The 21,314-nt window shown below is 56.6% G+C and carries 18 protein-coding genes and 3 tRNA genes; 13 read left to right on the top strand and 8 right to left on the bottom strand.

What is annotated here, in order from left to right; all coding sequences use genetic code 11:
* The first annotated feature begins 102 nt into the window (after nucleotides 1-102).
* The 6 genes from H4N61_RS15100 (at nucleotide 103) to H4N61_RS15075 (ending at nucleotide 11,044) form a co-directional block, all read left to right on the top strand.
* Nucleotides 103-1,653 (top strand): altronate dehydratase family protein, encoded by a 1,551-nt coding sequence (locus H4N61_RS15100; RefSeq protein WP_248306106.1) that lies wholly within the window; start codon nucleotides 103-105, stop codon nucleotides 1,651-1,653.
* 259 nt (nucleotides 1,654-1,912) lie between these two features.
* On the top strand, nucleotides 1,913-2,374 hold the full coding sequence (locus tag H4N61_RS15095; protein WP_169196797.1) for an Hsp20 family protein: 462 nt from the start codon (nucleotides 1,913-1,915) through the stop codon (nucleotides 2,372-2,374).
* 596 nt (nucleotides 2,375-2,970) lie between these two features.
* Nucleotides 2,971-7,674 carry a glutamate synthase large subunit gene (gene gltB, locus H4N61_RS15090; protein ID WP_248306111.1) on the top strand — a complete coding sequence of 1,568 codons (4,704 nt, stop codon included), beginning with the start codon at nucleotides 2,971-2,973 and terminating at the stop codon, nucleotides 7,672-7,674.
* Between the two features lie 14 nt (nucleotides 7,675-7,688).
* Nucleotides 7,689-9,116, top strand: a complete 1,428-nt coding sequence (locus H4N61_RS15085) for a glutamate synthase subunit beta (RefSeq protein ID WP_169196795.1) — start codon at nucleotides 7,689-7,691, stop codon at nucleotides 9,114-9,116.
* Between the two features lie 184 nt (nucleotides 9,117-9,300).
* Nucleotides 9,301-9,846 carry a hypoxanthine phosphoribosyltransferase gene (gene hpt / locus H4N61_RS15080; protein ID WP_169196794.1) on the top strand — a complete coding sequence of 182 codons (546 nt, stop codon included), beginning with the start codon at nucleotides 9,301-9,303 and terminating at the stop codon, nucleotides 9,844-9,846.
* A 223-nt stretch (nucleotides 9,847-10,069) separates the two neighbouring features.
* Nucleotides 10,070-11,044, top strand: coding sequence for an alpha/beta hydrolase (locus H4N61_RS15075; RefSeq protein WP_169196793.1), 975 nt, complete (start codon nucleotides 10,070-10,072; stop codon nucleotides 11,042-11,044).
* Here H4N61_RS15075 and H4N61_RS15070 read toward each other — a convergent pair.
* From H4N61_RS15070 to H4N61_RS15050, 5 genes are all read right to left on the bottom strand, one after another.
* Entirely contained in the window at nucleotides 11,041-11,448 is a 408-nt protein-coding gene (locus tag H4N61_RS15070; RefSeq protein WP_182394401.1) for a TadE family protein, read from the bottom strand. The two genes, H4N61_RS15075 and H4N61_RS15070, sit on opposite strands and share 4 nt — an antisense overlap.
* The gene (locus H4N61_RS15065; protein ID WP_182394400.1) at nucleotides 11,448-11,888 is read right to left on the bottom strand and encodes a TadE/TadG family type IV pilus assembly protein; all 441 of its coding nucleotides are present in this window, start codon (nucleotides 11,886-11,888) and stop codon (nucleotides 11,448-11,450) included. Before H4N61_RS15065 ends, H4N61_RS15070 begins: the two co-directional genes overlap by 1 nt.
* Complete coding sequence (locus H4N61_RS15060) at nucleotides 11,885-13,198, bottom strand: pilus assembly protein TadG-related protein (RefSeq protein WP_182394399.1); 1,314 nt, start codon at nucleotides 13,196-13,198, stop codon at nucleotides 11,885-11,887. The genes H4N61_RS15065 and H4N61_RS15060 overlap by 4 nt, the downstream gene beginning before the upstream one ends.
* Before the next feature lie 34 nt (nucleotides 13,199-13,232).
* Nucleotides 13,233-14,039, bottom strand: a complete 807-nt coding sequence (gene hisN, locus H4N61_RS15055; RefSeq protein WP_169196789.1) for a histidinol-phosphatase — start codon at nucleotides 14,037-14,039, stop codon at nucleotides 13,233-13,235.
* A gap of 135 nt (nucleotides 14,040-14,174) precedes the next feature.
* The gene (locus tag H4N61_RS15050; protein ID WP_169196788.1) at nucleotides 14,175-15,068 is read right to left on the bottom strand and encodes an N-formylglutamate amidohydrolase; all 894 of its coding nucleotides are present in this window, start codon (nucleotides 15,066-15,068) and stop codon (nucleotides 14,175-14,177) included.
* A gap of 210 nt (nucleotides 15,069-15,278) precedes the next feature.
* On the opposite strand from H4N61_RS15050, the gene H4N61_RS15045 reads away from it, so the two are divergent.
* The 4 genes from H4N61_RS15045 to H4N61_RS15030 all read left to right on the top strand — a co-directional run bounded on the left by H4N61_RS15045 (nucleotide 15,279) and on the right by H4N61_RS15030 (nucleotide 16,133).
* Nucleotides 15,279-15,638 (top strand): cell cycle two-component system response regulator CpdR, encoded by a 360-nt coding sequence (locus H4N61_RS15045; protein ID WP_169196787.1) that lies wholly within the window; start codon nucleotides 15,279-15,281, stop codon nucleotides 15,636-15,638.
* Nucleotides 15,639-15,804: 166 nt separating this feature from the next.
* Nucleotides 15,805-15,879: transfer RNA gene (locus tag H4N61_RS15040), tRNA-Val, on the top strand.
* Nucleotides 15,880-15,905: 26 nt separating this feature from the next.
* Nucleotides 15,906-15,980, top strand: a tRNA-Val gene (locus tag H4N61_RS15035).
* Nucleotides 15,981-16,058: 78 nt separating this feature from the next.
* Nucleotides 16,059-16,133, top strand: a tRNA-Val gene (locus H4N61_RS15030).
* Nucleotides 16,134-16,161: 28 nt separating this feature from the next.
* Here H4N61_RS15030 and H4N61_RS15025 read toward each other — a convergent pair.
* On the bottom strand, nucleotides 16,162-16,425 hold the full coding sequence (locus H4N61_RS15025; RefSeq protein ID WP_169196786.1) for a hypothetical protein: 264 nt from the start codon (nucleotides 16,423-16,425) through the stop codon (nucleotides 16,162-16,164).
* 450 nt (nucleotides 16,426-16,875) lie between these two features.
* Between H4N61_RS15025 and H4N61_RS15020 the strand changes: the two genes are divergently transcribed.
* Nucleotides 16,876-18,822: a PAS domain-containing sensor histidine kinase gene (locus H4N61_RS15020; protein WP_169196785.1), complete on the top strand. Its 1,947-nt coding sequence runs from the start codon at nucleotides 16,876-16,878 to the stop codon at nucleotides 18,820-18,822.
* Between the two features lie 2 nt (nucleotides 18,823-18,824).
* Here the strand turns inward: H4N61_RS15020 and H4N61_RS15015 are convergent, their stop codons facing one another.
* Nucleotides 18,825-19,439: a pyridoxamine 5'-phosphate oxidase family protein gene (locus H4N61_RS15015; protein ID WP_169196784.1), complete on the bottom strand. Its 615-nt coding sequence runs from the start codon at nucleotides 19,437-19,439 to the stop codon at nucleotides 18,825-18,827.
* A gap of 107 nt (nucleotides 19,440-19,546) precedes the next feature.
* Here H4N61_RS15015 and msrB point away from each other — a divergent pair, with 107 nt between their 5' ends.
* Nucleotides 19,547-19,954, top strand: a complete 408-nt coding sequence (gene msrB / locus H4N61_RS15010; RefSeq protein WP_169196783.1) for a peptide-methionine (R)-S-oxide reductase MsrB — start codon at nucleotides 19,547-19,549, stop codon at nucleotides 19,952-19,954.
* Between the two features lie 228 nt (nucleotides 19,955-20,182).
* Nucleotides 20,183-21,019: a MipA/OmpV family protein gene (locus tag H4N61_RS15005; RefSeq protein WP_182394398.1), complete on the top strand. Its 837-nt coding sequence runs from the start codon at nucleotides 20,183-20,185 to the stop codon at nucleotides 21,017-21,019.
* Between the two features lie 59 nt (nucleotides 21,020-21,078).
* Here the strand turns inward: H4N61_RS15005 and H4N61_RS18470 are convergent, their stop codons facing one another.
* The gene (locus H4N61_RS18470; RefSeq protein ID WP_282567601.1) at nucleotides 21,079-21,213 is read right to left on the bottom strand and encodes a hypothetical protein; all 135 of its coding nucleotides are present in this window, start codon (nucleotides 21,211-21,213) and stop codon (nucleotides 21,079-21,081) included.
* Nucleotides 21,214-21,314: the final 101 nt, after the last annotated feature.

Here is a 21,314-nt window from a genome sequence, read left to right as displayed (position 1 = left end):
GGTTCGAGTGTTTGACAATGCGCTGCCGTGCTTAGAGTTCCAATGCCTATGGCACAAGTGAGCTGGCGTCACAGTCATTGTTAGAATGTGTGAAGGCCCACGATGACCGAAGCTATGATCCGCCCCGAAGGCAAAACGCTAGTTTTGAACGCTGCCGATAATATTGCGGTGGCACTGGCAAACTTGGATGTGGGCACGCAGACGCCGCAGGGCGTGGCGATTATTCGGCGGGTGCCGCGCGGGCATAAATTTGCCACGCAGCCGATTTTGGCCGGTGAGGCGGTCGTCAAATTTGGTCAAATCATTGGTTTCGCCAAAGAGAACATCGCGCCGGGCGACTGGGTGCATGAGCACAACTGCGGCATGGGCGGGCCCGATGGGTCGCTGAGCCATGATTATGCTTTTGCGCAGGGCGCGTTGCCGATAGATTTTGTGCCCGCCGAAAATCGGGCCACGTTTCAAGGCTTTAAACGGGCGAATGGCTCGGTGGGGACGCGCAACTACATCGGTATTTTGACGTCGGTGAATTGTTCGGCAACCGTCGCGAAATTCATGGCGGAGGCGATTAACCGCTCCGGCGTGCTTGATGATTATCCCGAAATCGATGGTGTTATCCCCTTTGTCCATGGCACGGGCTGCGCCATGGACCTCTCGGGGGAGGGGTATCAAATCTTCCGCCGGACCCAGTGGGGGTATACGTCCAACCCCAATCTGGGGGCGGCGCTTCTGGTCGGCCTCGGTTGCGAAGGCTTCCAGATCGACAAGATGAAGGAAGCCTATAACCTCAAGGAAACCGACACCTTCCAGACCATGACGATCCAAGAGATCGGTGGGACGAAGAAGATCATTGATTGGGGTGTCGAGCGAATAAAGGAAATGCTGCCGGTAGCAGCGCGGGCGCGACGCGAGACTGTCGACGCTTCGCATCTGTCGCTGGCGCTTCAATGCGGTGGGTCGGATGGCTATTCGGGCATTACCGCGAACCCGGCTCTGGGCGTTGCGGCGGACTTGCTGGTGAAGCAGGGCGGCACGGCCATCCTTTCGGAAACGCCAGAGATTTACGGTGCGGAGCACTTGCTTACGCGCCGCGCAGTGAACCAGGAAGTGGGTGAAAAGCTCATAGCGCGCATAAAGTGGTGGGAGGAATACACCGCGCGCAATGGCGGGGAGATGAACAACAATCCATCGCCGGGCAATAAACTTGGTGGGTTGACGACGATTTTGGAAAAGTCGCTCGGTGCCGCGGCCAAGGGCGGCACGACGCCGCTTACCGCTGTTTATGAATATGCCGAAAAGATCACCGAAAAGGGCTTTGTGTTTATGGACACGCCCGGCTTTGATCCGGTGTCTGCAACGGGGCAGGTGGCGGGTGGGGCCAATATTTTGGCGTTCACAACCGGCCGTGGCTCCGCCTACGGCTGCAAACCAGTACCGTCGATTAAGCTCGCGACAAATTCGGACATGTATGCGCGCATGACGGACGACATGGACATCAACTGTGGGGACATTGTTGAGGGCGTGTCGATCGAGGCCAAGGGGCAGGAGATTTTTGATCTGATGCTGCGCGTGGCTTCAGGCGAAGAAACCAAGTCTGAAGCGCTGGGCTATGGCGACAATGAATTCGTGCCTTGGCAAGTTGGCGCGGTGATGTAATCGCTGCCATTTGGCCGGACAAAGAATGGGCGGCACTTAGGTGCTGCCCTTTGCTTTTTTTGACGTGCAAATCAGAAAATCTCCAAGAAACCGAAAAATGAAATTGGGGTCTTGAAGGGGCATTTTTGAACCCTACATCTGAAGCGTTCGCCGGTATCCGGGAACGCCGGTTCAGGAAATACAGCGCTCGCCACAGATGGGGGTGCATCTTTTATGGGCCGGAGCAAACATCCACGTTGCTTAATGAAAGAATGTGAAAATGCAGACCGTCGATTTCTCCCCATTCTACCGTTCCACTGTTGGCTTTGATCGCCTGTTCAACCGTTTGGACACACTTTCGGCTCAGGAAACGAAGAGCTACCCTCCTTACAACATTGAGCGCACCGGTGATGATGCTTATCGCATCTCCATCGCAGTTGCAGGTTTCTCCAATGGCGACATCGCAGTCGAAACCAAGGAAAACAGCCTCGTGGTGAAGGGTGCCAAGGCTGTTGAAGCTGGTGACACCAAGCGCGAGTTCCTGCATCGCGGCATTGCTGAGCGCTCCTTCGAGCTGCGCTTCCAGCTGGCTGACTATGTTGAAGTGCAAGGCGCGAGCCTCGAAAATGGCCTGCTGCATCTCGAGTTGAAGCGCGAGCTGCCGGAAAGCAAGAAGCCGCGCACCATCGCAATCAACTCGGCAGCCCCGACTGCCACCATCGAAGACAAGTCGGTTAACTAACCTCCTCTGGGCCCGCTCTTCCTCCTGCGGGCCCTATCTCCCTCCGACGTCCATCGGATAGGCAAAGGCGCAGGCTCGTTCCCTGCGCCTTTTTCTTGTGCAGTCAGAGTGTTTGCATCAAATAGGAGTTTCGCACTCCATGCCTGAAATTCTGGCGGTTTTGCGAGAGATGTCATCCTTAGACGGGCATTCTCCTATCATTTCCTATAGGTAATTCCACGGAACTCCTATTTTTTCTTCTCGTGCTGCGTCGAAACTGCTTGCTGCCAGTTTGGAATTATGCAAATGTGGGAGTGTTAGGGCAGTATCTCTGTCCTATCTCCGTGCGTCCCGCTCTCCGCGGTCAAGCGCACACGCTGGTTCGGCTGGCCCGCTTATCGTGAGCGGAAACGGATAGGCGGGGCGAGAGGAAGCCCGAAGTTGAGCGGCCATTTGGATGCAGCGCCGCTACCCTATATTATCGACGGATACGCCGTTCGAGCCGTACGCTGTACGACCCGCAACTTCGCCGTGTCTGTTATTAACTTGCGGCTTGCCGCCTGTGCATTCGTCCCCCTGTGAAGGGGCAATTCAGTTAAGGGATAAGTTTGATGGTCATGAGCCCAGGATCGAACCAGACGCCAACACGCCAGTCCGCCGCCGGCGCGGTTCAGGGACGCCCGGCGGCACAAGGCCTGTATGACCCCAAACGCGAGCGCGATGCCTGTGGCATCGGCATGATCGCGAACATTAAGAATAAGCCTAGCCACGAAGTGGTCCAGAAGGGTCTCGAAATCCTCGAGAATCTGGAACATCGCGGCGCCGTTGGCGCAGACCCTTTGATGGGCGATGGCGCTGGCATTCTCGTGCAGACACCGCACGCCTTCTTCAAGAAGGTGCTGCCCTTCGCGCTTCCCGAAAAGCACCACTACGCAGTCGCAATGATCTTCTACCCGAATGGGGAAGAGCTCAAAGTCCGTTGCGCCGAAGTGGTTCGTCGCTGCATCGCCCAAGAAGGCCTCACCGTTCTCGGCGAGCGCACTGTGCCTTGGGATAACTCCAAGCTTTCCGAAGGCGTTGTCGCCACGCAGCCGATCATCGAACAGATGGTTGTGGCGCGTCCGGACGGCCTGACCCTCGATGAGTTCGAGCGCAAGCTCCTCATCGTGCGCAAAGTCATTTCCAACACCGTTTATGGCGAGATCCCCGAGAGCCAGTCGGACAACGGTTTTTATGTCGTGTCGATGTCGGCCCGTACGCTCGTCTATAAGGGCATGTTCCTCGCGGACCAGCTGGGCGCATTCTATACCGATCTTCACGACGAAGATTTCGAAAGCGCGATTGCCCTTGTGCACCAGCGTTTCTCGACCAACACCTTCCCGTCATGGAAGCTGGCGCACCCCTATCGCATGACCACCCACAATGGTGAAATCAACACCATCCGTGGCAACGTCAACTGGATGGCTGCCCGTCAGGCTTCGGTGCACTCCAAGTATTATGCCGAGGATATCGGCAAGCTTTGGCCGATCTCCTACGAAGGTCAGTCCGATACGGCATGCTTTGACAACGCGCTCGAATTCCTCGTGCGGGGTGGCTATCCGCTGCCGCACGCAGCGATGATGCTCGTGCCAGAAGCATGGGCTGGTAACCCGCTGATGGATGAAAAGCGTCGCGCTTTTTACCAGTACCACGCCTCCTTGATGGAGCCATGGGACGGTCCGGCAGCGATGTCGATCTCGGACGGCCGCTATGTTGTGGCAACGCTCGATCGTAACGGTCTGCGCCCGGCACGCTACCTTGTGACCAAGGAAGATCACGTCATTCTGGCATCGGAATCGGGCGTGCTCGATATTCCGGATGAAGACATTGTTGAACGCTGGCGCTTGCAGCCGGGTCGTATGTTGCTCATCGATCTGGAGCAGGGTCGCATTATCTCGGATGACGAGATCAAGTCGACGCTCGCTACCTCCAATCCATATGCTGATTGGCTCGCGCGCACCCAGATCGTTCTGGAAGATCTTCCCGCCGTTGCACCAAAAGCTCCGGAGTCGACCGAAGCGCTGCTCGATCGCTTGCAAGCGTTTGGCTATACGCAGGAAGACGTAAAACTGCTGATGGCGCCAATGGCGACCACTGGGCAGGAAGCCGTTGGCTCGATGGGGACGGACACACCGCTGTCGGCGCTGTCGAACCAGTCCAAGCTGCTGTACACCTACTTCAAGCAGAACTTTGCGCAGGTCACCAACCCGCCAATCGATCCGATCCGCGAAGAATCGGTGATGAGCCTCGTCTCGTTCATTGGTCCGCGTCCGAACCTGTTTGACCTAGAAGGTCTTTCCAAGGTGAAGCGCCTTGAAGTGCGCCAGCCAATCCTGACCAATGAAGATCTCGAAAAGATCCGTGGCATTGGCGAGATCGACAGCAACCAGTTCAAGACCAAGACGCTCGACATTACCTATCCTAAGTCGGAAGGTGCTGAAGGCATGGAAGCGGCGATTGAACGCCTCTGCCAGGCCGCAGAAGATGCCGTGCGTGGTGAATACAACATCATCATCCTGAGCGATCGTTTGGTTGCCGCAGATCGTCTGGATATCCCGACCCTGCTGGCGCTCGCGGCTGTTCACCACCACCTGATCCGCAAGGGTCTGCGTACCTCCACCGGCCTCGTGGTTGAAACGGGTGAAGCCCGCGAAATCCACCACTTCGCTATGCTCGCGGGCTATGGCGCAGAAGCGATCAACCCATACCTCGCTTTCGAAGCGCTGCAGTCGCTGCATGCTGAAAGCAACTTCCCTGAGGAAGTGTCGGCGGATGAAGTGGTCTACCGCTACATCAAGTCCGTCGGTAAGGGCCTGCTCAAAGTCATGTCCAAGATGGGCATTTCGACCTACCAGTCCTATTGCGGCGCGCAGATCTTTGATGCGGTTGGTCTCAACTCCGATTTCGTCAACAAGTACTTCTTTGGCACCTCGACCTCGATCGAGGGCGTGGGCCTTGGTGAAGTTTCGGAAGAAACCGTTCGTCGCCACGACCTCGCTTTTGGCGATGATACCGTGCTGCGCAAGTCGCTCGAAGTCGGTGGCGAATATGCCTACCGTATCCGCGGCGAAAAGCACGCTTGGTCCCCTGACGTTGTCGCTGACCTGCAGCATGCTGTGCGTACGGCTGATGAAGCGCCTGAGAATGCTCAGGACCGCTACAACAGCTTTGCTAAGCGCGTGAATGAAGCTGAAAACGGCTATCTCGCCATTCGTCACCTCTTGGACGTGAAGCCAATTGGCGAGGCTGTCGCATTGGACGACGTTGAGCCAGCAGCAGACATCGTCAAGCGTTTCGTCACCGGCGCGATGAGCTTCGGCTCGATCAGCCGTGAAGCGCATACGACGCTTGCTCAGGCCATGAACAAGATCGGCGGCAAGTCCAACACCGGTGAAGGTGGCGAAGAGCCTGATCGCTATAAGCCACTGGCAGATGGTTCGCAGAACCCACTGCGTTCGGCCATTAAGCAGGTTGCTTCGGGTCGCTTTGGTGTGACGGCTGAATATCTGGTCAACTCGGACCAGATCCAGATCAAGGTTGCACAGGGCGCAAAGCCAGGTGAAGGCGGTCAGCTGCCGGGCCATAAGGTCGACTGGATTGTGGCCAAGACCCGTCACTCGACCCCAGGCGTGGGCCTTATCTCCCCGCCGCCGCACCACGACATCTACTCGATCGAAGATCTCGCGCAGCTCATTTACGATCTCAAGAACGTCAATGAACAGGCCGACATTTCGGTCAAGCTCGTGTCAGAAGGCGGTGTTGGTACGGTTGCCGCTGGCGTTGCCAAGGCACGTGCGGACCACATCACCATCTCCGGCTTTGACGGTGGCACCGGCGCTTCGCCGCTGACATCGCTCAAGCACGCTGGTGGTCCGTGGGAAATCGGTCTGGCAGAAACCCATCAAACGCTGGTGCTCAACCGCCTGCGCTCGCGTGTTCGCCTGCAGGTTGACGGTGGTCTCAAGACCGGCCGCGACGTGCTGATCGGCGCGCTGCTGGGGGCTGATGAATTCGGCTTCTCGACTGCGCCATTGATCGCGGCTGGCTGCATCATGATGCGTAAGTGTCACCTCAACACCTGCCCGGTTGGCGTTGCTACCCAGGATCCGGTGCTGCGCAAGCGCTTCAAGGGCACGCCAGAACACGTCATCAACTACTTCTTCTTTGTGGCAGAAGAGCTGCGTGGCATCATGGCTTCGCTGGGCGCACGCACGCTCAATGAGCTGATTGGCCGCTCGGACCTGCTGGCACAGAAGGGCGTAGATACCCACTGGAAGACCGCAGGTGTTGATCTTGCTAAGCTGATCTACAAGCCAGAGCCTCTGGGTGAAGACACGATCTTCCACTCGGAAGTTCAGAACCACCACCTTGAAGCTGTGCTTGACCGTCAACTGGTTGAGCTGGCCGCTCCGGCACTCGAAAACGGCACTCCGGTGCAGATCGATCTGCCGATCCGCAGCCGTGACCGTTCGGCTGGGGCAATGCTCTCGGGCGCTCTCGCCAAGAAGTACGGCAATGACGGTCTGCCGGAAGACACCATTTCGATCACCCTGCGGGGCACGGCTGGTCAGGCATTTGGTGCCTTCCTCTCGAAGGGCATTTCCATCGATATGATCGGCGATGCCAATGACTATGTCGGCAAGGGCCTTGCTGGTGGTCGCATTGTGGTGCGTCCATCCGACAAGATCGGCATTGTTCCGGAAAAGTCGATCATCGTTGGTAACACCGTTCTTTATGGTGCGACCTCAGGTGAATGCTACTTCCGCGGCGTTGCTGGCGAGCGTTTCGCCGTTCGTAACTCCGGCGCTATTGCAGTTGTCGAAGGGACGGGCGACCACGGTTGCGAATACATGACCGGTGGTCTGGTCGTCGTCATGGGCAAGACCGGTCGAAACTTTGCTGCAGGGATGTCCGGCGGCGTGGCTTATGTTCTCGATGAGGAAGGTACCTTCCGCGATCGCTGTAACCTGGCCATGGTCGATCTCGAACCGGTGCAGGAAGAAGAAGATCTGATGCAGAAACTCCACCACCACGGTGGGGATCTCGAATGGCATGGCCGTGTCGACATCTCTGGCGACATGACCAAGCACGACGATGAACGTCTGCACCAGCTGATCTCCAACCACCTGCACTACACCGGCTCGACCCGCGCCAAGTATATCCTTGAGAACTGGACCGAGATGCGTCCGAAGTTCGTTAAGGTCATGCCGGTCGAATACCGTCGCGCCATCCTTGAGATGGAAAAGAAGCGCGCCTTTGGCGTCAATGTGGCTGCTGAGTAAGGGGAGAGCGAGCAATGGGTAAGGTTACTGGCTTTCTCGAAATCGAACGTGAAGAATCCCGCTATCAGCCGGCTTCGGACCGTATTCGTCACTTTGGTGAGTTCACCATTCCACTGTCTGAAGCGCGCGTCACCGATCAGGCGGCGCGTTGCATGGACTGCGGCATTCCCTTCTGCCACGGCGATACGGGGTGCCCGGTTCACAATCAGATCCCGGATTGGAACGACCTCGTTTACAACAACGACTGGGAAGAGGCTGCGCGCAACCTTCACTCGACCAATAACTTCCCCGAGTTCACTGGCCGCATTTGCCCCGCTCCGTGCGAGGAAGCGTGTACGCTGAATTTGGAAGATAGTCCGGTCGCGATCAAAACTGTTGAGCAAGCGATTGCTGACAAGGCGATCCGTGGCGGTTGGGTCAAGCCGGTCATCGCGGAAACCAAGACCGGCAAGAAGGTCGCCATCGTTGGCGGTGGTCCTGCAGGCATGGCTGCGGCCCAGCAGCTGGCGCGTGCAGGCCATGACGTTCACCTCTATGAGCGTGAGCCCAAGGCTGGCGGTCTGCTGCGCTACGGCATTCCAGACTTTAAGATGGAAAAGGAACACATCGACTTCCGCGTTTCGCAGATGGAAGCCGAAGGCGTCACTTTCCACTATGGCGAAAATATCGGTGTCACGCGTCCGCTCTCTGAGCTTCAGGCTGGTTACGACGCGGTGCTGTTGACCGGGGGTGCAGAACGTCCGCGCGATGTGGATGTTGAAGGCAAGGACTTTGACGGCGTTCATTTCGCCATGCCGTTCCTCGTCCAGCAGAACCGCCGCGTCGGTGGCGAAGACGTCTCCGAACAGTTCCAGCTGTCGGCTGCGGGCAAGCATGTCGTGGTTGTCGGTGGTGGTGACACTGCCTCTGACTGCGTTGGTACTTCGTTCCGTCAGGGCGCGATTGCTGTGACCCAGCTCGACGTGCGTCCCATGCCACCAGAAATGGAAGACAAGCTGACCAACTGGCCAAATTGGGCGGTTAAGATGCGCACCTCGTCTTCGCAGGCAGAAGGCGCGATCCGCGAGTTTTCTGCAGGCACGATGAAGATCATCAGCAATGCCAAGGGGCATGTCACGGGCGTTGAATGCGCGCGTGTTGATCGTTCGCGTAAGCCAATTCCGGGTTCGGAATTCATCATCAAGGCCGACCTCGTGCTCTTCGCCATCGGCTTTGCTGGTCCAGTTGCCGAAGGCATGCTGACCGAACTGGGTGCCGACCTCGACAAGCGTGGCAATCTCTTCGCTGATACGTTCACCTACAAGACCTCGGTCGATAAGGTTTACGCAGCAGGCGATATGCGCCGCGGCCAGTCCCTCGTGGTCTGGGCGATCCGTGAAGGTCGTCAGGCTGCTCGTGCGATTGACCTTGATTTGATGGGCAAGACTGCACTGCCGCGCTAAGCGGCTAGGGTTGAAGTGAATAGAAAGCCCCGCTTCGGTGGGGCTTTTTTGTTTTAACCGGTTCCTCCCGCGTTCATAGGGGAGCAGAGGGGAAGGCGTGCAATCTAGGGAGTAAGTAAGCCTTCTGTTGACCCCAAACCCGCCCCGCTCTAAGACCGCACTCTCTGCGCTGCCGAGGACTCACATGAGCCACACACCTTACGTCATTGATGAATTGATCTCCGCCAAAGCCATCGCTGCACGCGTTGAGGCGCTGGCGAAGGAAATTTCGGCTCACTACTCGGATACCGACAAGCTGGTGGTTGTTGGGCTGCTGCGCGGCTCGTTTATTTTCATCGCGGATCTCGTGCGTGAAATTAATCTGCCAGTGGAAGTCGATTTCATCGAAGCCTCATCCTATGGCGACGGCATGGAATCGAGCCGTGAAGTGCGCATCTTGAAGGATCTGCGTGGCGAAATCGGTGGTCGCGACGTGCTGGTGGTGGAAGATATTATCGACACCGGTCACACGCTGACCCATGTGCTCGAAATCCTCAACACGCGTCACCCGCGCCGGATCGAAATTTGCGCGCTACTCAACAAGCCGTCGCGTCGTGAAGCGGAAGTGAACGCCAAGTGGATTGGCTTTGATATTCCAGACGAGTTCGTGGTTGGTTATGGCATCGACTACGGCCAGCGCAACCGTAACCTTGGCTATATCGGTAAGGTGCGTTTCACCGACGACGAATAGAATTTAGGGCGCTGCGGCGCCCTTTGTTCTGCGCAGTGAACGCAGAATGAATGCCTTTCTCGGATCGGGTTCAGACCTGGGTGCGTAGTTATGGGGGGCGGTTCAAAGTCCCCCGCACCCCGCTTGGGCCGCAATCAAAAGGAAAAGCCAGTGGCCATCAGGTTGCTGGCTTTTCTTTTACCCTCAAGGCAGTAAGGTTCACAGCCGTAAGCATGAGGACGTCGTGACAGTACTCGTTGATCCGAATGGAGCAAAACTCCTCTCAATTCCCAATAATCCAGCACCGGAAGGGGCGCGGGTGGGGTATTTTCGGACCTCGGATAGGGTGCGCCTGCGCTATGCGCTGTGGCCACGGAAAGGCGATGTCGCGCGTGGAACGGTCTGCCTTGTGCAAGGGCGCACCGAATATATTGAGAAATATTTTGAGACAGTCGCTGATTTTCAAAAGCGTGGATTTGCCGTGGCGACATTTGATTGGCGCGGGCAGGGCGGCTCAGATCGGCTGATCGGCAATAAGAGCCTAGGTTATGTCGATCGCTTTGAGGATTACTGGACCGATCTGCGCTGTTTCCATCGCGATATTTTGCTGCCCGATTGTCCGGGTCCATTCTATCTCGTTGGGCACTCTATGGGTGGTATGGCCAGCCTTTATGCGGCAACGCAGGATCGGATGATCTTTGATCGTGTGTTCCTGTCGGCGCCTATGGTTGGGCTCCATGGCATGGAAGATAGCTTGCCAAAAGTGCGGATGGTCGCTGAGACGCTGAGCTTTCTGGGACTGGGGCGCCTGCCAATGGCGCGTCGTGGGGATCGTCGACCCGATGAAGCCATGTTCCCCAACAACCCGCTCACATCCGACGCGGGGCGATATCAGCGCATGGTTGAGACGCTCCGCGCCGACGAGAGCCTATACATTGGGTCGCCGACATTTCGTTGGCTTGCCGCGGCCATGGGGGCGATGATTACCACGAAGCGGGATCGCTTCCCTAGCGAGATACAAATTCCTGTCCTGATGCTGGCGGCTGGCGGAGACCGTATCGTCTCAACGCCCGCGATTGAGGAGTTGGGCCTGCGACTGCGCACAGGACACCACACTGTTGTGCCGGGTGCCCAGCACGAGTTGTTCATGGAAAACAACCGCGTTCGTGCTCAGGTGTTTGCGGCGTTCGACGCGTTTGTAACCAATCAGACGGTTTAGGTGCCGCCAAGCGGAACCGAAGCACGGGCGACCATAGGGATGCCACTCGGAAGTGGAAATGGGCCAACCGGTCGGAAGATATAACTCAGCGTGACCTCCAAGTGAGGATAGGGCGCGCTCTTTTCAGTCAGCGCGACTGTGAGGTCCTCAGCAGTGATCGTGGTGCCCTTGGTGTCCGCAAAGATCTGGGTTGTAGCGCCACTTCTATCCTCTGGGGCGAACAGAAGGTGACGTGCGCCTCCTTCGGCGATCTGGGTCAGTGTGGCGTGCGCGTGAATGGCGAAGCCCACTTCTGTTAGGCCGACCAACGTCAGAATAAAGATGGGAGCGATCAGCGCAAATTCCACGGCTGAACCACCGACGTCGTCGAGCAGTGCGCTTTTAGAATTTCTCCGCCGCCGCATTATTTGTACCCTACAAAGAGTTCAAAATTGGCGGATACGGACATGTCGACGCTCATGAGCGGGCTCGCATAAGGCAGGCTGGCGCTTGCCAGAACGTAGTGCGCGACGCCCTTGTAGCAACTCTGGCTGCAGGCGATAGCCTGACTGTTGCAGCGGCAGATTTTCTCGACGGAAACGCTGGCTGCCCCGGCTTTATCGTTCAGCTGATGATTAATGACCGTGGTGGTCATGGCCAAGTCTGTGCCCTCGGTCTGCATAACGTGCTGCATTCCAGAGTTGAGCGCAGACTGCACTTTGATCTTTTCAGTGAACCCGGTTCCGAGATCGTAAACCGCGACAAGCAGAAGGAGAACGATTGGGACGATGAGGGCGAACTCAATTGCCGCATGTCCGGCTGCCGTGCGCCAAAACCGACGAAGAATGCGCAAGAGGGCCATCATGCTGCAGGACCTTTGGCGAGACGGATATGGCCGGCATTTGCACTCGCACCAGTGCCGCCTGAGCAATTATTGTTGATGGTACCCGCACCGCGAATATCGATCATTGACGCTACAATCTGTGTGCAGCGGGCCGTGGCGAGGTTGGTTCCTGCCTCGGTGAGCAGTCTATCATTGGGGAAATAGACTGCGCCTTGCACATTGCCCAAAATGCCGATGAGACGGACATCTCTACCGGCAAGATTGGGGTTCCCCATGATAGCCATACCCGCCGTTGGGCCGGTTTTTGGCGCACTCAACTGCCATTGAACATCTTGGGCAATGTCTAGGACGTGCGTTTGATCGACATAGATCGTGACGCCCTCGCCGATAATTTTGGCGCCATTCGTGGCGCGGAAGCCGGCCGTAAAATAATAGATGCCCGGAGCCAGCGTCACTATGCCGGCGATTTCAACCTGTTTGCCATATTTTCCCGGATGCAGGCTGGCGCCGCCGGGCATGCCTGCGCCATACCGGCCTTGGGCAACATTCTGATCGGCCAAGGTGTTGGTGTCTGGAATTTGGCTTGTGCCCCAAAACTGGGTGCCAACGAGATGGTTGCTGGTTTCGGCACGCGTATAAGTGCCATTGGGGCAATTGCTAAAGGTGATTTTTGCGCTGCCGTTGGTGGCGTAATTCCCTGGCGTGGTTGCGCATTCGGCGACCAGTCGGGTTGACCCTTCACCCCATATAGCGTCCGCGCTGTTGGAATTGGTCGCGACCGTGCAGCTCATGTTCACTTGGACAGAGGCCGCAATGAGGATCGAGCGAGACTGCTTCTGCTTTAGCGCCAACATGCACGGCGCATTCGGCACGGCAGTGTTCGCCGTGGCATACGAAACGGTAGAGATATCGAGCCAGCTCTGTTTGAGAAAGAGTTGCGACAGGAACAGGCGCGAGGGTTCTTGGAGGATGGCGCGTGAGGAATTAGCGCCCAAAGTTCCGTCTGGCGACGGGATCAAAATCACGATCTGATCGTCTGGTCCTGAATATCCAGATGCACGTGCCTCAGCGATGCCTATGGTGACGGCATCAGTGAGTGACTTGTCCTTCTGATAGGCGACAAGCGCGCTATAGGCCGCTGCGTCCGCCGCGATTTGCAGACGGTTCTTATCCGCGTACCAAGAGCCCACTTCAATGGCGAGTGCGGAAACTCCAAGCAGCGATGGCAGGAGAATGCCAAATATTATGGCGACCCCACCCGAATTGTCGGTGAGAAATTTTTTGAGATTGCGCAAAGTTTCGATGCCCCCAGCGAAAGCGCGTGGAGGCATCTAACATGTTGTCAGTTAATAAAACGTTCGGCGATTATTTGGCTTTAGTGATGAGTTCTAGCGCTTTTTCGAGCAGTTCTTCGCTCGCGGCTGCGACTACATTTCCGCCACCTGTGGGCTCTGATCCATCCCAACAAGATATGGCGCCGCCAGCTTCTCGGATGATCGGCACCAGGGCGGCAATGTCGTATGTGTTCAGGTATGGTTCAACGACGAGATCTGCATGGCCAGAGGCGAGTAGTGCATATCCATAGCAGTCCATGCCAAAGCGCTGGAGACGCGTTGCGCCTTCTATTGCTTGCCATTTAGCCTGGAGGTCTTCCGTGTCAAACAGCTTGGGTGTGGTTGTGAATACCCGCGCTGACGCCAATTCGCTTAGGCCGGAAGTTCTGTTCGATTGGGCAAGTTCCCCGCGCCGATAGGTGGATGCCCCTGGCACCGCTAGGTAATTCTCGCCAATGAACGGTTGGCTCATCAGGCCTGCGACCGCAACACCGTCTACAGCAAAGGCGATGAGTGTGCCCCAAACGGGTGCACCGGAAATGAACGCCCGTGTGCCGTCAACCGGGTCGATGATCCAGCTATAACGACTATCCCCTGTGCGGCCCCATTCTTCGCCGATGATCGCATGGTCCGGGAATGCTTGTTCGATCACGGCGCGGATGGCGGTTTCAGCACCTTTGTCCGCTTCCGTCACAGGATCAAAGCCCTTGGCCAGCTTGTTGTCAACGGCGATCGGTGTGCGGAAAAGGGGAAGTGTTTTTGCCGCCGCTGCGTCGGCGGCCGCAAGTAGCGTCGCCTGAATGCGGGCAAAGTCAATTTCTGAGGGGAGGTCGGCCATTATCGCTCACCAATGCCAGCGGGTTTTCTGACCAAAGCAGATAGCTTGCAATGCAGCAGGGTTAAACCCCTAAAGCATTTCTGATCGGCGCAGTTCGGGCCATGTTGGTTCTAAGCAGAGGGGATGATTGGTTTTCTATTCTGCCGCCTTAGACAGTCCAACCCGATTTGTCGCTAAGGCGACGAGGTCAAGACCGATCAGGGTCTGGATCAGGCTGTCGATCACCGTTTTCATGGTGGCGAAGCCCGAGTGTTTTTCGAGGGTGACCTCGTTCATATAGAGGTGGCGGCTGATTTCGATCTGGAGCGCGTGGACACCATGCTGGGGGCGGCCATAGGACCGCGTGCAAAATCCCCCCGCATAGGGGCGGTTTCTGGCGACCTTTAACCCTGCCGTGGTGAATGCGGTTTCGACCAGATCGATGAGGGGGGCGGCGCAGGTCGTGCCGTAGCGGTCGCCCAATACGACGTCCGGCGTAGCGCGTTCACCGTTGCGACCAATACGCGGCATAGAATGACAATCAATGAGGATCGCAATTCCCGAATGGGCAATAGCCTCACTCAAGAGCTTTTGAAGCGCAGCGTGGTAGGGGTGATAAATCCCCTCAATACGCATGCGAGCATCGTCCATGGTCAGGCGTTCGCGGTAGATAGGCTTATTCTCAGCGACTACGCGGGCAATGGTGCCCAAGCCAGCGGCAACGCGCGGCGAGGTGGTGTTAAAGCGATCTGATAAGGAGTCGACGAACATCGTGGGATCCAGCTCCCACGGTTCACGATTGACGTCCAGATACGCGCGCGGAAAATGCGCTCTCAGTAAGGGGGCGCCAAGATGTGGTGCTCGGGCGAAGAGTTCGTCCACATAAGCGTCTTCCGATTGGCGGATCGACAGATGATCGAGCCGTGCCATTGCCAGAAATCGTTCTGGATAGACTTTGCCAGAATGAGGTGAATTGAAAACAAGGGGCGATACCGGCCGCCGCGGGCGGATGGTTTCGAATGCAGGTTGATCCCAATAATCGGATCGCACGCGTTTCCCCCATTGCGCTCAGAGCGCCGCCGTGATTTTGCTCATACCAGTTTCGCCCTTCGCGGCCGACTTGTCCAGTTTGTCGCGCAATTGCCTTGTGGCGTTCCTCGAAAGAACTGCCTATGGTCGAGAGTGGTTGCGAAACTGCAGAACTGGCATAAATATCGCCAGAACTCCGACTCACTCTTAAAGACGACATCAGGGATGCTGATGAAGCGAATTCTGCTTGCTGAAGACGACAATGATATGCGCCAGTTCCTGACGCGCGCGCTCAAGAACGCAGGCTATGACGTTGTCTCATTCGACAATGGGCTGTCAGCCTATGAGCGTCTGCGCGAGGAACCTTTCTCGCTGCTGCTCAGTGATATTGTGATGCCCGAAATGGACGGGATCGAGTTGGCACGTCGTGCCACCGAACTCGATCCAGATCTCAAGGTCATGTTCATCACTGGCTTTGCCGCTGTCGCATTGAACCCAGACAGCGACGCGCCCAAGGATGCCTCTGTTTTGTCGAAGCCATTCCACTTGCGCGATTTGGTGAGTGAAGTGGAACGCCTACTCGCCGCATAAGCGGGGCGTGCGCGCAAAATGCTAGGCGTTTCGCGGTAATCTGCGGAAACTGCAAAAGAATTTGCGAAAGTAATCCACAGGGGGCAAACGGCCTCTTGACCGGCGGAACCGAAATATGGTCTATCGCCAACATCGGAAGCGGCAACGCTTCTGACCCGAGAGAGATGGGCGTATAGCTCAGCGGGAGAGCACTACGTTGACATCGTAGGGGTCACAAGTTCGATCCTTGTTACGCCCACCATCTCTTTCTCCTCTGCACAGCGCAGGGGGTGCGTAGCTCAGCGGGAGAGCACTGCCTTCACACGGCAGGGGTCACAGGTTCAATCCCTGTCGCACCCACCATGATACAGAACAGGCTTTCAGCTCAGTTCATGCGGGAAACCGGATAGACGAGGTTGTAAGACAGTTCACCCGAGAGATGGGCGTATAGCTCAGCGGGAGAGCACTACGTTGACATCGTAGGGGTCACAAGTTCGATCCTTGTTACGCCCACCATCTCTTTTTCATCAAAAAATGAAGTCGCCTAAACCAAGCCCACCAAATTGGTGGCCGTGGTATTTGTCGCTTTGATGCGCCGAATGCGGATTGGCATTATGCTGCCTGTGGGGATGTTGGCCAATGTTAACTCGGCGCCGGACAGCAGTGTCACAGCAAGATTGCCGCCGGTCCCAACATAAATGGCTCGGGTCGGCTCGGTTAGGTCTAGCGAGTCAGAAGGGCTTATGGGGAAGCCGTGGTCCGCAGGGGAGCTCAAGCTCTTGGCGTGGCCGGAATATCGATCTGTCATTTCAACTCTCTTTTTGCGCTGTAGAGAGCCTATGCCGAGCCAGCGGTCCGGGGATAACTCCGATAAGTTCATCTTAAACGCGAAGGCGATGATCGTTCGCCTTTAGCATTTTCCCTGAGGGGGGCGGAGTTGGTGTTGTTTTTGTTGGGTGTTGTTGCAGAAAGTTAACTTTAGGAGGCTCGGGATGGGATGTACACTTCGGAATTGCTTGCTGGTTTGGTGATTTATTGATTTGATGAAATTGGAGTGCTTGTCACTTGCTTTCAGCAAGGATAGAAACGCTCTATACAACTGTCAGTCCATATTTTTAATTAATAAGCGTTGGCTAAAGTGCGTGTGTCGATCTCGGTCCGACCGTTGCTTGTCTCTGGCGCAAAAGTAGCGATGCAAACGCGGAACCAAGTCGCTGAGCATGAGTTCATCTGCTGAATTGATGGAGAGCGTTCGCCTATGCACAATGATCCATCTCGGCTGCTAAGCCCGGGTGAGACCGAACGCTTCAAGTTTCTGGTCGACACGATAAGCGAGTATGCGATTTTCGCTCTTGATGACGAGGGGCGGATAACCTCGTGGAATCGTGGCGCTACGTTACTCAGCGGTTTGTCGGCGACCGACGCCATTGGTCAGCATCTCGATAGCTTGTTTAAAGGCAGTTCTCACTCGCTAGGCCTAATGACGTGCATTCAGCAGGCGATAGGCGAAGCCGGTCGATTTGAGAGCACGGAATTTTTAGTTCGTGGAACCTCGTCTCCGGTTGCCGTGCACGTTACGGCGGAAGCACTTGTGGGCCAAAATGAGCGCGATGCCGCGTATGGCGTAACGATCCGTGCGATAGATGAGTTCGATAGCGCTGACGTTCATCCGCTCGGGACCGAAGACGGATTTCGCACTCTGGTTATGAATGTTTCAGACTATGCGATTTCCATGTTGAGCTTGGAGGGTCGTGTTGAAAGCTGGAACAAGGGTGCGGAGCGGATCAACGGCTATACCGCCGAAGAGATAATCGGCACGCATTTTTCTGCGTTTTTCCCGAGCGAGGCTCAAGCGGCGGGACTGCCTCAGAGGGCGCTTGAGATTGCCGCCACCAAAGGCCATTTCCACGATGAAGCGCAACGCGTTCGCAAGGATGGGACGGTTTTTTGGGCCAGCATTGCAATTGACGCAATACGCGACAGTAATGGAATGCTCGTTGGTTTCGCCAAAATCGTTCGTGATATTACCGATCGGATCAACCAGCAGGAGAGTTTGGAGCAAGCCCGCGAAGAATTGTTCCAGACCCAAAAGCTTGAGGCAATAGGTCAACTGACGGGTGGTGTCGCGCACGACTTCAACAATCTCTTGATGGTGGTGATGGGCAGCCTTGAAGTGCTGAAAAGGCGATTGCCCGCTGATGACCGCAATAGTCGCCTCATCGACAACGCCTATCAAGCCGCCCAACGTGGCGCCCAATTGACCAAACGCATGTTGGCTTTTGCCCGCAAGCAGGACTTGGAGAATCGTCCTGTTGACCTTGCTGAAGTGGTGCGGGGAATGGGTGAACTCTTGAGCCGTACGCTTGGGCACTCGGTGATGGTGGAAACGCGCTTTCCGATTAGCCTGCCCAAGGTCAGCACAGATCCCAATCATTTGGATGCCGCGCTGCTGAACTTGGCCGTCAATGCGCGCGATGCCATGCCGAACGGTGGCACGCTTCGGTTTTCCGCAGCGGAGCACGACATCGCTCCTGGCCATGTGAAACTCAAACCCGGCAAGTATGTTTGCCTGTCGGTTGAGGACACTGGCGAAGGCATGGACGAAGAGACGCTAGCGCATGCTCGTGAACCGTTCTTTACCACTAAAGGGGTCGGAAAAGGGACCGGTTTGGGACTGCCGATGGTTCAGGGGATCGCTGAGCAGTCCGGCGGCATGATGTCGATCTACAGCGTTAAGGGGGAAGGGACTAGGGTCGAGCTTTGGCTTGAGGCACTCGCCGCCGAGACTGAGCCGGTGGCTGAAGTGATCAAGCCTGATGCCCTGACACCGCGCATTGCTAAGACCCAGCTCAAAGTCCTAGCGGTTGATGATGATGCGCTGGTTTTGCTCAACACCTCGCTCATGCTCGAGGAACTTGGTCATAAGGTCGTTGAGGCGCATTCAGGTGCGGAGGCTTTGGCCCTGCTCGAAGCGAACCAAGACATTGATCTCGTTATCACGGATCACGCCATGCCGCGCATGACTGGGGTGGCGCTGGCTGAAGAAATTATCAAGCAGTACCCAGAGCTTCCCGTCGCTTTAGCCAGTGGCTATGCCGATATTGAGCAGGCCCGACGGATGAACCTGCCGCGCTTGGCCAAGCCATTTACACAAGGCGAGCTGCAGAAGCTGATCGCGACCCTAACAGAGGCTCCCGCAGCCTGATTTCACCAGAGCGTCTCTTTGGCCCGTTGAGGCCAAGATTTATCATAGCTCTCGCCGCCGACGGCATTGGCTGTGATCGCGGCTAACATTTGTCCCGCAGAGGGAAGATCTTTGGGATCGACGTGATGATCCGGGTTCCATAGCTCCGAGCGCATGATGGCGCGGGCGCACTGGAAGTAAATTTCCTCAATCTGCAACACGACGACGGTCCGCGGTGCTTTTTCCTCGATGGCGAAGCTTTCGAGTAAGGCGGGGTCTGCCGAAAGATGCGCCCGGCCATTGACCCGCAATGTGGTGCCGGAGCCCGGAATGAGAAAAAGAAGCGCACAGCGGGGATCCCGCACGATATTTCGCAGGCTGTCGATACGGTTATTGCCCCGGCGATCCGGCATCATCAGCGTGCTGCTGTCATGAATCCGAATGAAACCCGGTTTGTCGCCACGGGGCGAGCAGTCGAGGCCTTCGGGGCCAGACGTCGCGAGTGCCACAAAGGGGCTGGCTTCGATGAGGCGGGCGTATTCCTGTGTGACTGTGGGGCTGACCTTCACCAGGGAGGCGGGGGCTGGCGCTGGTTGATAGAGCGCCTCGAGTTCAGCGATTGAGGAAATCACAGTCATAGCGCCTCCGCGTTCTCGGCCAGACTTGATGGAACAAGGTGGTGGGAATAGGCGCTTAGACTAACTATATCCTTGAGGCGAACAAGGGTGATTGAAGGAGTAAAGCCATGGATGGCCATACTTACAAGGTGACGCGTACTGATCAGGAATGGCAGGAGCGCCTGACACCCGAGCAATATTATATTATGCGCCAGCACGGTACCGAGCGTCCGGGCTCTTGCGCCTTGTTGCATGAGAAGCGTCAGGGCGTTTTTTCCTGTGCAGGCTGTGACACGCCGCTGTTTGGCGCGACGCTGAAATTTGAAAGTGGCACAGGCTGGCCAAGCTTTAATGACCCTCTACCGGGCGCTGTGGCGAGTACAGTTGACCGCTCGCATGGCATGGTTCGTACCGAGGTGCATTGCGCGACTTGCGGGAGCCATCTCGGGCATGTTTTCCCTGATGGACCGCCTCCAACGGGCCTGCGCTACTGCATCAATGGGATCGCGCTGAACTTCGAGCCGAGTGCGGAATAAGCCCTTTGACCATGTTCTCGGCAGAGTTTTGCTCTGCCGAGAGATCTATCGCAGACAAGCTTGCGTAAGTGAGTTGAAAGGTTCGATCGCTACAAGGGATGAGCGCAGGGTGTGTCATACAGCAGTGTAGGCAACACATGCTGAAGGAAGGCGTTGGCCAGACTTCGACGCTCTGCTCTGAACGAAGGCGCGGGCGGTTTCGCGTTTCGTCATGTTACGGAGTTTGTATTGCGTCATCCCAAATATATTCTCGGTGCAGTTGCTGTTAGCACGCTGCTTCCGAGTGTCGCCCTTGCCCAGAATTTTGGCCAGCTCGATCAAGCTCAGCTGAGCTACTCCCAAGCGGACACCAGGCCAGATCTTATCGTTGAACTCGGCCTCGGTGCGGGTGCGATGCCTGCCTATGAGGGTGCTTCCACCTACACCGGTACGATCATTCCCCTCATCAATCTCGAACGCCTCAATATTCCCGGCGTGATCGACATTGGTGGTGCTGGCGCGACCGATGGACTGAAGATCGCTCCGTCCATTAGCGTCGTGCGTGAACGCAAAAGCGCCGATTTCGCACCATTGGCTGGCCTAAACAATGTCGACACGACCTACGCGCTCGGTGGTCGAATTGGCTATGAAATCGGCCTGAACGAAGTTGTCAGCGTCCAGCCTTATGTGGCTGCGCGTTATGCTTTTGGCGGCGCGCAAGGCTTTGTCGGGGAAGTCGGCCTCGATATGACGGCGCGGCTGACGCCCGAGCTGACCCTTGTTGCTGGGCCTGTAGTGAACTTCGCCAGCGAAAACTATATGGACCGATATTACGGCGTCAGCGCTGCAGAATCTGCGGCGACAGGCGGGCGTTTGGCCGCGTTCGATCCGCAAGGTGGGATCAAGTCGGTCGGCGTAAAAGCTGCAGTGAAGTACGAGTTCGTCGCCGACACCTTCCTTAATCTTGAAGGGTCCTATTCACGGATCGTGGGCGGCGCCGAAAACTCGCCAATCGTGCAGTCGGGCAGCGACTCTGCCTTTACTGCGGGCGTCGGTATTTCACGTCGCTTTTCGTTCAATTACTAAGTCTATCCGGGGGCAGGCCATGCCCCCGGCTCACGCTTTAGAGCTGATACGAGTGGGTGTTAGCTGCGTTCGGCGATCTTCGTGCCGATAAAGCGACCGAGGCCCAGGCCGACGACATAGAGGGCCACACGCATCCAGAACTCGGGGATATGGAACACGAATTGCGTGGCAATCACGGCAATTACGACGCCCACTATCGCTCCGATATCGCTGAAACGTTGCGTTTTTGGTTTATCGCGCCAAGCCAATGTATTGCCCCCCAAATGCGTTGACCATCTTAGCTAGCTGATTTGCG

The organism is Devosia sp. MC521 (assembly GCF_014127105.1).
GTDB lineage: Bacteria > Pseudomonadota > Alphaproteobacteria > Rhizobiales > Devosiaceae > Devosia.
Note: the sequence above shows the minus strand (reverse complement) of the source record. Positions and strands in the feature narration are given on the sequence as shown.

Excerpts from the sequence above, each read along its gene's own strand:
- H4N61_RS15015 (WP_169196784.1), bottom strand. The coding sequence starts at position 19,439 with ATGACTGTGATTTCCTCAATCGCTGAACTCGAGGCGCTCTATCAACCA.
- H4N61_RS15065 (WP_182394400.1), bottom strand. The coding sequence starts at position 11,888 with ATGATGGCCCTCTTGCGCATTCTTCGTCGGTTTTGGCGCACGGCAGCC.
- hisN (WP_169196789.1), bottom strand. The coding sequence starts at position 14,039 with ATGGCCGACCTCCCCTCAGAAATTGACTTTGCCCGCATTCAGGCGACG.
- msrB (WP_169196783.1), top strand. The coding sequence starts at position 19,547 with ATGGATGGCCATACTTACAAGGTGACGCGTACTGATCAGGAATGGCAG.
- H4N61_RS15020 (WP_169196785.1), top strand. The coding sequence starts at position 16,876 with ATGCACAATGATCCATCTCGGCTGCTAAGCCCGGGTGAGACCGAACGC.
- H4N61_RS15085 (WP_169196795.1), top strand. The coding sequence starts at position 7,689 with ATGGGTAAGGTTACTGGCTTTCTCGAAATCGAACGTGAAGAATCCCGC.
- H4N61_RS15100 (WP_248306106.1), top strand. The coding sequence starts at position 103 with ATGACCGAAGCTATGATCCGCCCCGAAGGCAAAACGCTAGTTTTGAAC.
- H4N61_RS15045 (WP_169196787.1), top strand. The coding sequence starts at position 15,279 with ATGAAGCGAATTCTGCTTGCTGAAGACGACAATGATATGCGCCAGTTC.
- H4N61_RS15095 (WP_169196797.1), top strand. The coding sequence starts at position 1,913 with ATGCAGACCGTCGATTTCTCCCCATTCTACCGTTCCACTGTTGGCTTT.
- gltB (WP_248306111.1), top strand. The coding sequence starts at position 2,971 with ATGAGCCCAGGATCGAACCAGACGCCAACACGCCAGTCCGCCGCCGGC.
- H4N61_RS15025 (WP_169196786.1), bottom strand. The coding sequence starts at position 16,425 with ATGACAGATCGATATTCCGGCCACGCCAAGAGCTTGAGCTCCCCTGCG.
- H4N61_RS15070 (WP_182394401.1), bottom strand. The coding sequence starts at position 11,448 with ATGCGGCGGCGGAGAAATTCTAAAAGCGCACTGCTCGACGACGTCGGT.
- H4N61_RS15060 (WP_182394399.1), bottom strand. The coding sequence starts at position 13,198 with ATGCCTCCACGCGCTTTCGCTGGGGGCATCGAAACTTTGCGCAATCTC.
- hpt (WP_169196794.1), top strand. The coding sequence starts at position 9,301 with ATGAGCCACACACCTTACGTCATTGATGAATTGATCTCCGCCAAAGCC.